Below are 9,148 nucleotides of genomic sequence, written 5' to 3' on the forward strand. Positions count from 1 at the left end.
GGAGGGGCCGGACCCCGTGGATCTCTATCCATGCTGGTCAAGCAGTACGAGGCGCCTCGGCTGCGGCGCCCGTTCAATCTGGCCGCCCGCCAGGCGGCGGGTTTTGCACCGGAGGAACTGGCCTGGCTGGATGAGGACGGCGTCACCAATCCGGTGCACTCAACCCCATGATGGTGCGGGTACACCCCAGGGCAGCGTGGCGTGGAATTTGCACCCCCCGACTTACACTGCGCGATGCGCACATACACCGCTTGGTATTAACCCGAGGAACCCCATGTCTTCCATGAGCACCCGTCACTTCCTGAAGCTCGCCAGCGCGCTGGCAGTGGGAATGGTTCTGGCCGCCTGCAGCAAGCAGGAACCCGCCGCGCCGGTCGAAGCCGCCTCCGCGCCGGCTTCCGCGCCCGCCCCCGCCAAGGTCTACACCGTGGGCACCGATGCCGCCTACGCGCCGTTCGAATACCAGAACGAGAAGGGCGAGATCGTCGGCTTCTCCGTGGATCTGCTGACCGCCGTCGCCGAAAAGGGTGGCTTCCAGGTCAAGTTCATCAACACCCCGTGGGAAGGCATCTTCAACGCGCTGACCCAGGGTGACCGCGACCTGCTGATCTCGTCGATCACCATCACCGACGAGCGCAAGCAGACCATGGACTTCTCCGACCCGTACTTCGACGCGATCCAGCTGATCGCCGTCAAGGCCGACTCCAAGGTCACCAAGTTCGAAGACCTGAAGAAGCTGAAGGTGGGTGTGCAGACCGGCACCACCGGCGATGAAGTCGTCACCAAGCTGCAGGGCAAGACCTCCACGCTGATCAAGCGCTTCGAGTCCACCCCGCTGGCCCTGAAGGAACTGGAAGCCGGCGGCGTGGACGCCGTGGTGGCCGACAACGGCGTGGTGATCCACTACGTGGCCAACAACCCGGATGCCAAGTTCAAGACCGTGGCCGACACCAAGTCCTTCGCACCTGAGCAGTACGGCATCGCCGTCAAGAAGGGCAACACCGAGCTGATGGCCATGATCAACAAGGGTCTGGCCGCCGTGAAGGCGGATGGCACCTATGCCGCGATCTACAAGAAGACCTTCGGCACCGAGCCGCCGGCCGCGGCCGCACCGGCGTCTGCCGCTTCGAACTGATCGACCCCAGCCCTGAAGAGAGAAGCGTTCCGTGGATTTGCGTTGGGACATTCTGGCGGGCTACGGCCCGCTGTTTCTGGACGGCCTCTGGACCACGATCGAGCTCACCCTGGTGGCCATCGCCTGCGGGCTGGCGCTCGGCGTGCTCCTGGGCCTGATCAGCAGTTCGCGGGACGCGCCACCGCCCAAGTCGGTGGCACTGCACTGGGTGCTCAAGGGCATTCGGGGCGTGGCACTGGCTTATGTGACCTTTTTCCGCGGCACGCCGCTGTTCGTGCAGATCCTGCTGGTCCACTTCGCGGTGATGCCGGCGCTGATCCACCCGGACCACGGCCTGCTGCTGTCGGGGGACCTCGCCCGCCAGTTCCGGCAGGACCACGGCGCGTTCTTCTCCGGGGCAGTGGCCCTGAGCCTGAACGCTGGCGCCTACATCTCCGAGATCTTCCGCGCCGGCATCCAGAGCATCCACCTGGGCCAGACGCAGGCATCCTGGAGCCTGGGGCTGACCCACGGCCAGACCATGCGCTATGTCGTGCTGCCTCAGGCTTTTCGGCGCATGGTGCCGGCCCTGGTCAACGAAGGTGTCGCGCTGATCAAGGACTCGTCCCTGGTTTCGGCGATCGGCCTGGCGGAGCTGGCGCTGGCAGCACGCACCGTGGCAGGCGCCTACTCCCGCTACTGGGAGCCCTACCTGGCCATTTCGGCCCTGTACCTGGCGCTGACCATGCTGCTGTCCCTGGCGGCACGCAAGCTGGAAGCCCCCAGCCACTTGCGCGGCCGCTGAGCATTCAGCCGCCCAGCCCCCTCCAAGACGCGCCCATCGGCGCGTCTTTTTCTTTCGGGGCCAGCGGGGCCGAGCTCAGGAAGGATCGAAGAAATAGCGCTTGAGGCCGGCCAGGACCATTTCGACCGCGATGGCGGTCAGCACCAGGCCCATCAGCTTCTCGATGGCATTGACCATCTGCGAGCCGATCAGACGGCGGATCGGCTCGGCCAACACCATCACCGCGCCACACACCAGCATGGCCAGGGTCAGGGCCCCGATCCAGTAGGCCAGACGCTCCGGCTGCCGGGAGGCCAGCAGCAGAACCGTGGCCATGGCGGAAGGCCCCGCCAGCAAGGGCACGGCCAGCGGGAAGATCATCGGCTCGCGCTCGGCATCGGTGGCGTAGATCTCCCCGCCGCTGGCGAAGATCATGCGGATGGCGATGATCATCAGGATCACCCCGCCAGCCACCTCCAGGGAACGCTCCGAGAGATGCATCAGGCGCAGAAAGCCCTCACCCGAGAGCATGAAGCCCAGCAGGACACAGAAGGCGATCAGCACCTCCCGGATCGCCACCCGGGTTCTGCGCTCCGGAGCCACGCCCTTGAACACGGCAACAAAGATGGGCAGACTGCCGAAGGGGTCGAGCACCAGCAGCAAAAGCACGAAGGCGGAGACGAAGGTGTGGTCCATCCCTGGATTCTCGCCCGGGCCGGAGCACTGCGCTCGGCGGGCGCCCACCCACCCATAGTTGCATCGATGCAACAGAAGACAGCCATGGGATGGGCCAAAGGAGGGCTGTCATGGGGCAAACCCGAAATGCACGGCTAAACTCGCTTTCACAGTGCTGTCATACGGCACTTCCGAGTTTCGGCGTCCTGCGCTGCGTAGCACAAGCACAGACGTGAGACTCCTTTGTTTCACTGACCAAGGGTCCTTCAACATGAAGAAATCTCTCGTCCTGACCGCGATCGCGGCCACCCTGGCGGCCCCCGCCTTCGCCCAAAGCTCCGTGACCATCTACGGTCGCCTGAACCTGTCGCTGGAAAGCGTGAAGGTTGACGGCGCCAGCAAGCGCGACAACCGTGTCGTCGACAACTCGTCGCGCATTGGCTTCAGCGGCCAAGAAGACCTGGGCGGCGGCAACAAGGCCATCTTCACCCTGGAAAGCGGCTTCAACGCTGCCACCGGCACCGTGACCAACGTCCCGGGCGCCAAGGACTCTTCGTCCCGCTTCTGGGGCCGTGAGTCGACCGTGGGTCTGGCCACCCGCTACGGTACCCTGAAGCTGGGTAACCTGGGCTACGGCAACAACGAGGCCTACCACGCCACCGCCGACTACGTGTCCTGGATCAACCACGACACCGGCAACACCGCTGACGTGCTGTACGGCGGCCCGATCTACAACTCGGTCGGCCTGCAGAACTCGGTGTCGTACAACACCCCGGACCTGAACGGTTTCGTGGGCTGGGTGCAAACCGCTGAAGCTTATGACGGCGAAAAGAGCAAGCCCATCTCCCTGGCTGGCTACTACGACCGTGGCGCTCTGCACCTGGGTGCCGGCTACGAAAAGCTGGGCGACAACAAGTCGACCGCTGTGCGTGCCAACTATGACCTGGGCGCCTTCGGCTTCGGTGGCTACTTCGACCACGTGACCGGCGACAAGCAGTACAACACTTGGCGTCTGGTCGGCATGTACACCCTGGGCGCCAACGAGTTCCACCTGAACTATGGCGGCACCAACACGGTCAAGTTCGCCGACGGCAGCAGCGCCTCCAAGGCCTGGCAGACCACCGCTGGCTACAACTACAACCTGAGCAAGCGCACCAAGGTCTACGCCTTCGTGACCAAGGTGAAGGACGACGATGCCGCGTTCACCGGCACCTTCAACGACTTCGGCGTGGGTATCCGCCACAACTTCTGATGCTCGAGGCCCTCGGGCCTCTGCTCAGCAAGTGCTGAAAGCCGGCCTTCGGGTCGGCTTTTTTCATTTCAGGCCCGGGGATGGTGACGTGCGTGCAGTGCCTTCAACCGTTCGCGCGCCACATGGGTGTAGATGGTGGTGGTGGAGATGTCCGCATGCCCCAGCAGCATTTGCACCACCCGCAGATCGGCGCCATGGTTGAGCAGATGGGTGGCAAACGCATGCCGCAAGGTGTGCGGGGACAGCGGCACAGTCACCCCGGCCAGGCCCGCATAGCGCTTGACCAGCGTCCAGAACATCTGGCGTGTCATGCCCTCCCCGCGCCCCGTCACGAACAGCGCTGCCGATGGGCGCCCCTTCAGGATCTCGCCCCGCGCCTCGGCCAGATAGCGGCGGATCCAGCCCTCGGCCTCCTGCCCGAAGGGCACCAAACGCTCCTTGCGCCCCTTGCCGGTGACGCGCAACACCCCTTCGGCCAAACCCACCTCCACGGAAGACAGCGCCACCAGCTCCGACACCCGCAGGCCGCTGGCGTACATCAGCTCCAGCATGCAGCGATCACGCAGGCCCAAAGGGCTGCCCACATCGGGCGCCTGCAGCAGGGCCTCGACCTGGGTCTCGGTGAGGGTCTTGGGCAGACGCAGCGGCTGGCGGGCCGATTGCAATTGCAGGGTCGGATCCTCGGCAACATGACGTTCCCGCACCGCCCAGCGGTAGAAGCGGCGAAACACCGCCAGGCGGCGGTTGGCCGTGGTGGCGCGCGTGCTGGCATGCCGGTCGGCCGCGTAGGCCAGCAGATCACTCAGACGAACAGACGCCAGACCGACCGCGGGATCGCGCCCCCCCAGCCACAGCGCCAGCGCACTCAAATCACGCCGATAGGCCGCCAGCGTGTTCTGGGAGAGACCATCCTCGATCCACAGGGCAGCACAGAACAGATCAATCAATGCGGCATCGGTCTGCGCGAGCGCGGGTGACGGCATGGAAGAAGACACAGAGGACAAGACAGATGGTGGGAGAGATGGCAAGGCGGGGGCGGACATGACCCGGCCGGGACCGCACGCACGCCCACGCTTGCTGGCACACTCTCAGCCCCATGAGCCAAGTGTTCCTGCTGCTGCCCGACTTCCTGCTGATTGTGCTTGGCTGGCTCCTGTGCCGCCACACTCTGCTGGACCGCAGCGTCTGGGATGGCGTCGAGAAGCTCGTCTACCACCTGCTCTTCCCGGTGCTGCTCTTCGTCGCCATCCTGCGCCAGCCGCTGCAACCCGGCGCGCTGATGACGCTGGCCGGCTGCGGCCTGACCGTGGTGGCCGTGGGCATCGCCCTGTCCTATGCCCTGGGGCGCTGGCCCGGCGTGGATCCGCGCACCCACGCTTCCGGGGCGCAGACCGCCTTCCGCTTCAACTCCTATGTGGCCCTGGCCCTGGCCGAGCGCCTGGGCGGCGTGCAATCGGTGGCCTGGATCGCCCTGCTGATCGCCCTGTGCGTGCCGGTGTGCAATGTGGCCGCGGTCTGGCCGCTGGCCCGCCATGCCGGGCACAACTTCCTGCGTGAACTGGCGCGCAATCCGCTGATCGTGGGCACCGTGACGGGCCTGGTGGGCAATCTGCTGGGCCTGCGCCTTCCCGAGCTGGCCGAGATCACACTCAGCCGCATCGGTGGCGCCGCCCTGCCCCTGGGCCTGATGGCTGTCGGGGCTGGCCTGCGCATGGGCGCCCTCAAGGAAGCCCCCGGCCTGGCCGCCGCGCTGCTGGGTATCCGCCACCTGGTGCTGCCGGTCGTGGCCATCGCGCTGGTGCTGTTCATTGGTCTGCCGCCGGCCCAGCAGACCGTGGTCGTGGCCTTCGCCGCGCTGCCCACCGCTTCCAGCGCCTATGTGCTGGCGGTGCGCATGGGCGGCCATGGCAGCTACGTGGCCGGACTGATCAGTGTGTCGACCGTGATCGGCATGGCCGGCCTGCCCATGGCACTGAGCGCGCTGGACGCGCTGCGCTGAGTCCGCGGAATTCAGGCCCTGGCCTGCTGCGCCAGGGCCCAGTCGATATGCTCGGCCACCAGCGCACTGGCCTGACCACGCGCGGCCTGAAGCAACCCGACCAGTGGCTGCGAACCCGCGGCCCGGGCAGCCAGCGCATTGCCCATGGCCACGGCCAGGTTGCGCCGCCAGCGCTCGAAGCCGATGCGCCGGATCGGGCTGCCCTCCATCTCGCGCAGGAAGCGCGCCTCGTCCCAGCCCCACAGCTCGGCCAGGGTCGCATCGCCCAGCGCCAGCCGCGGGTCGAAGTCGGGCAAACGGCTGGGCTGGGCGAATTTGTTCCACGGGCAGACGAGCTGGCAATCGTCACAGCCGTAGATGCGGTTGCCCATCTGCGGCCGCAGGGCCTCGGGGATGGGGCCGTCGTGCTCGATGGTCAGGTAGGAGATGCAGCGCCGCGCATCCAGCCGATAAGGGGCCACGATGGCCCCGGTGGGGCAGGCCTGGATGCAGGCCTCGCAGCGTCCGCAGTGGCCCTCCACCGGCGCGCTGAGGACCAGCGGCGCATCCACGTAGATCTCGCCCAGGAAGAAGGTCGACCCGGCCTCGCGCGACAAGGTCAGCGTGTGCTTGCCCCGCCAGCCCAGGCCGCTGCGCTGGGCCAGCTCCACCTCCAGCACCGGGGCCGAGTCACAGAACACCCGGTGCCCCAACGGGCCGAGGGTCTCGGCCAGGCGGTCGGCCAACTGTTGCAGGCGCGCACGCAGCACCTTGTGATAGTCGCGGCCCCGGGCGTAGAGTGAGACATTGGCGTGCGCCGGCTGGTCCAGCCGCTGCCACTCGATGGTCTGCCAACCCTGCGGGGTCTGGCGCGGCAGGTAGTCCATGCGCGCGGTGATGACCCGCACCGTTCCCGGCACCAGTTCCGCCGGGCGGGCCCGCTTCAGGCCATGGCGGGCCATGTACTCCATCTGGCCATGGAACCCAGCCTGCAGCCAGGCAGTCAACCCAGCCTCGGCCGAAGACAGGTCGACGTCGGCCACGCCGATCTGGGAAAATCCCAGCGCGCGTGCCCAGTCCCGCAATGCCTGCGTGAGATCCAGCTCCGCCCGATCGCCTTGAGTCATTTGCCGATTCTAGAAACCCGCTCCCTGTCCTGGCCCGATGAAGCGGCCTGTGGCCAGTTCGCCCTGTCGCTGGCCCGCCACCCGGGCATCGCCGATGCCTGCATCGAACTGGATGGCCCGCTGGGGGCTGGCAAGACGACCCTGGTGCGCCACCTGCTGCGCGCGCTGGGCGTTCAGGGCCGCATCAAGAGCCCGACCTATGCCGTGGTCGAGCCCTACGAGGTGGTGCACGCGGGGCAGCCCCTGGCCATCTCGCATTTCGATTTCTACCGCTTCAGCGACCCGCGCGAGTGGGTGGATGCCGGCTTCCGCGACATCTTCGCCCGCCCCGGCCTGAAGCTGTGTGAATGGGCCCAGAACGCCGGGCCTGAACGTCCGCAGGCCGACCTCCGGCTGGAGATCCAGCCTCAGCCGGATGAGAGCCGAAGGGTGCTCGCTCACGCGATGAGCCAGCGCGGAAAGGAGTTACTCGCATGAAACGACGCGAAATCCTCGCCCATGCCGGCCGCCTGGGGCAGGCCGTCCTGCTCCTGGGGCCGGCTCAGTTGGCCTGGGGCGCCAGCATCGTCTCGGTTCGGGTGTGGCCCGCCACCGAATACACCCGGGTCACCATCGAGTCCGACCAGCCGCTGCAGGCCCGCCATTTCCTCACCGAAGACCCCCAGCGCCTGGTGGTGGACATCGACGGCCTGGAACTCAGCCCCGCGCTGCGCGACCTGGTGGGCAAGGTCAAGTCCGACGATCCCTTCATTGCCGGCGTGCGGGTGGGGCAGAACCAGCCGCGCGTGGTGCGGCTGGTCATCGACCTCAAGCAGCCCGTGAACCCGCAGCAGTTCACCCTGGCCCCTGTGGCGGCCTACCAGAACCGGCTGGTCTTCGACCTCTACCCGCTGCAAGCCCAGGACCCGCTGCTGGCCCTGGTGAACGACAAGCTGCAGGCCGAGCGCGAGGCCGCCCGCACCATGGACGACGCGCTGGGTGAATTCATCCACCGCATGGACCGGCCGATGGCTGCCACCGAGGCCACCCGCCCGCCCAGTCCGCCCATTGCGTCGGCCACGCCACCCAAGCCAGGCATCACACCGGCCCCGGCGCCCGCGCCCCGTCCCACCGCGGCCCAGCGTGACCGCATCAACCGGCTGATCGTGGTGGCCATCGACCCGGGCCACGGCGGCGAGGACCCGGGCGCCATCGGTCCCACGGGCCTGCGCGAGAAGGACGTGGTGCTGCAGATCGCCATGGCCCTGCGCGATCGGCTGAACGACCGCCCCAACATGCGGGTCATGCTGACCCGCGACGCCGACTTCTTCGTGCCGCTGCAAGAACGTGTGGCCAAGGCCCGCCGCGTGCAGGCCGACCTCTTCGTCTCGGTCCATGCCGATGCCTTCTTCACGCCCCAGGCCCGCGGCGCCAGCGTGTTCGCACTGAGCGACCGTGGCGCCAGCAGCGCGGCCGCGCGCTGGATGGCCCAGCGCGAGAACGCCGCCGACGTGGTGGGCGGCGTCAACGCCAACACCAAGGACGCCCAGGTCCTGCGCGCCATGCTGGACATGAGCACCACCGCCCAGATCAAGGACAGCCTGCGGCTGGGCAAGGAAGTGCTCTCGCGCATCGGCACGGTGGGCAAGCTGCACAAGGGCGAGGTCGAGCAAGCCGGCTTCGCGGTGCTCAAGGCCCCGGACATCCCGTCCATCCTGGTCGAGACGGCCTTCATCTCCAACCCGGAAGAAGAGAGCCGGCTGAAGGATCCGGATTACCAGCTCAAGCTGGTCGAGGCGCTCTACACCGGCATCGACCGCTACTTCGCCAAGAACCCGCCCCTGGCGCGCAACCGACAGGTCTGAGGGCCGGGGCGGAGACGCTGATCAGGCACTGGGCAAGGGCTGGGCGTCCAGCACGCCCCGCAGGGCATTGCAGACGCGCCATGCCAGCACGCGGGGCAGCTCGTCGCGGTGGACCGAGCGCTCTCGCAAGTCCAAGCGGGGGTCAGCGAACAGTTGCGCGCGCATCACCCCCGGCAGCAGGCCATCGGACACCGGCGGGGTCACCCAGCCCTCGGGCAGGCGCAGCAGCACATTGCTGCGGCCGCCTTCCAGCAGCCAGCCGTCGTCGCTGAACAGCAGCGCGTCGAAGGCGCCTTGCGCCTCGGCCTGCGCCACCAGGTGGTCGTAGAGCGCCCGTTCGGTGATCTTGTGACGGGCCAGCTGCCGGCCCCGCG

11 protein-coding genes are annotated in these 9,148 nt (G+C 67.4%); 7 read left to right on the forward strand and 4 right to left on the reverse strand.

Annotation, left to right across the window (positions count from 1 at the left end):
• The first annotated feature begins 30 nt into the window (after positions 1–30).
• From I73_RS33570 to I73_RS24530, 3 genes are all read left to right on the forward strand, one after another.
• On the forward strand, positions 31–171 hold the full coding sequence (locus I73_RS33570; protein ID WP_022983041.1) for a hypothetical protein: 141 nt from the start codon (positions 31–33) through the stop codon (positions 169–171).
• Positions 172–274: 103 nt separating this feature from the next.
• On the forward strand, positions 275–1,135 hold the full coding sequence (locus I73_RS24525) for a basic amino acid ABC transporter substrate-binding protein (RefSeq protein WP_022983042.1): 861 nt from the start codon (positions 275–277) through the stop codon (positions 1,133–1,135).
• 31 nt (positions 1,136–1,166) lie between these two features.
• Positions 1,167–1,919 (forward strand): amino acid ABC transporter permease, encoded by a 753-nt coding sequence (locus tag I73_RS24530; RefSeq protein ID WP_022983043.1) that lies wholly within the window; start codon positions 1,167–1,169, stop codon positions 1,917–1,919.
• 75 nt (positions 1,920–1,994) lie between these two features.
• Here I73_RS24530 and I73_RS24535 read toward each other — a convergent pair whose 3' ends face one another.
• Positions 1,995–2,594 (reverse strand): MarC family protein, encoded by a 600-nt coding sequence (locus tag I73_RS24535; protein WP_022983044.1) that lies wholly within the window; start codon positions 2,592–2,594, stop codon positions 1,995–1,997.
• A 250-nt stretch (positions 2,595–2,844) separates the two neighbouring features.
• Between I73_RS24535 and I73_RS24540 the strand changes: the two genes are divergently transcribed.
• The gene (locus I73_RS24540; RefSeq protein WP_022983045.1) at positions 2,845–3,825 is read left to right on the forward strand and encodes a porin; all 981 of its coding nucleotides are present in this window, start codon (positions 2,845–2,847) and stop codon (positions 3,823–3,825) included.
• 68 nt (positions 3,826–3,893) lie between these two features.
• Here I73_RS24540 and xerD read toward each other — a convergent pair whose 3' ends face one another.
• Positions 3,894–4,808 (reverse strand): site-specific tyrosine recombinase XerD, encoded by a 915-nt coding sequence (xerD, locus tag I73_RS24545; protein ID WP_026097170.1) that lies wholly within the window; start codon positions 4,806–4,808, stop codon positions 3,894–3,896.
• Positions 4,809–4,921: 113 nt separating this feature from the next.
• On the opposite strand from xerD, the gene I73_RS24550 reads away from it, so the two are divergent.
• The gene (locus tag I73_RS24550) at positions 4,922–5,824 is read left to right on the forward strand and encodes an AEC family transporter (protein ID WP_022983047.1); all 903 of its coding nucleotides are present in this window, start codon (positions 4,922–4,924) and stop codon (positions 5,822–5,824) included.
• Between the two features lie 11 nt (positions 5,825–5,835).
• Here the strand turns inward: I73_RS24550 and queG are convergent, their stop codons facing one another.
• On the reverse strand, positions 5,836–6,930 hold the full coding sequence (gene queG / locus I73_RS24555; RefSeq protein ID WP_022983048.1) for a tRNA epoxyqueuosine(34) reductase QueG: 1,095 nt from the start codon (positions 6,928–6,930) through the stop codon (positions 5,836–5,838).
• On the opposite strand from queG, the gene tsaE reads away from it, so the two are divergent.
• The gene (tsaE, locus tag I73_RS24560; protein ID WP_026097172.1) at positions 6,916–7,407 is read left to right on the forward strand and encodes a tRNA (adenosine(37)-N6)-threonylcarbamoyltransferase complex ATPase subunit type 1 TsaE; all 492 of its coding nucleotides are present in this window, start codon (positions 6,916–6,918) and stop codon (positions 7,405–7,407) included. The two genes, queG and tsaE, sit on opposite strands and share 15 nt — an antisense overlap.
• Positions 7,404–8,774 (forward strand): N-acetylmuramoyl-L-alanine amidase, encoded by a 1,371-nt coding sequence (locus I73_RS24565; protein WP_022983050.1) that lies wholly within the window; start codon positions 7,404–7,406, stop codon positions 8,772–8,774. Before tsaE ends, I73_RS24565 begins: the two co-directional genes overlap by 4 nt.
• Before the next feature lie 21 nt (positions 8,775–8,795).
• On the opposite strand, the gene I73_RS30440 is transcribed toward I73_RS24565, so the two are convergent.
• Positions 8,796–9,148: aminotransferase class IV (locus I73_RS30440; protein ID WP_040501510.1), on the reverse strand; the 353-nt coding region annotated here is incomplete at its 5' end.

The organism is Ideonella sp. B508-1, assembly GCF_000333615.1.
GTDB lineage: Bacteria > Pseudomonadota > Gammaproteobacteria > Burkholderiales > Burkholderiaceae_C > Ideonella.

Coding starts and splice junctions, on each gene's coding strand:
- I73_RS33570 (WP_022983041.1), top strand. CDS start 31: ATGCTGGTCAAGCAGTACGAGGCGCCTCGGCTGCGGCGCCCGTTCAAT.
- I73_RS24525 (WP_022983042.1), top strand. CDS start 275: ATGTCTTCCATGAGCACCCGTCACTTCCTGAAGCTCGCCAGCGCGCTG.
- I73_RS24535 (WP_022983044.1), bottom strand. CDS start 2,594: ATGGACCACACCTTCGTCTCCGCCTTCGTGCTTTTGCTGCTGGTGCTC.
- I73_RS24540 (WP_022983045.1), top strand. CDS start 2,845: ATGAAGAAATCTCTCGTCCTGACCGCGATCGCGGCCACCCTGGCGGCC.
- xerD (WP_026097170.1), bottom strand. CDS start 4,808: ATGCCGTCACCCGCGCTCGCGCAGACCGATGCCGCATTGATTGATCTG.
- I73_RS24550 (WP_022983047.1), top strand. CDS start 4,922: ATGAGCCAAGTGTTCCTGCTGCTGCCCGACTTCCTGCTGATTGTGCTT.
- queG (WP_022983048.1), bottom strand. CDS start 6,930: ATGACTCAAGGCGATCGGGCGGAGCTGGATCTCACGCAGGCATTGCGG.
- I73_RS24565 (WP_022983050.1), top strand. CDS start 7,404: ATGAAACGACGCGAAATCCTCGCCCATGCCGGCCGCCTGGGGCAGGCC.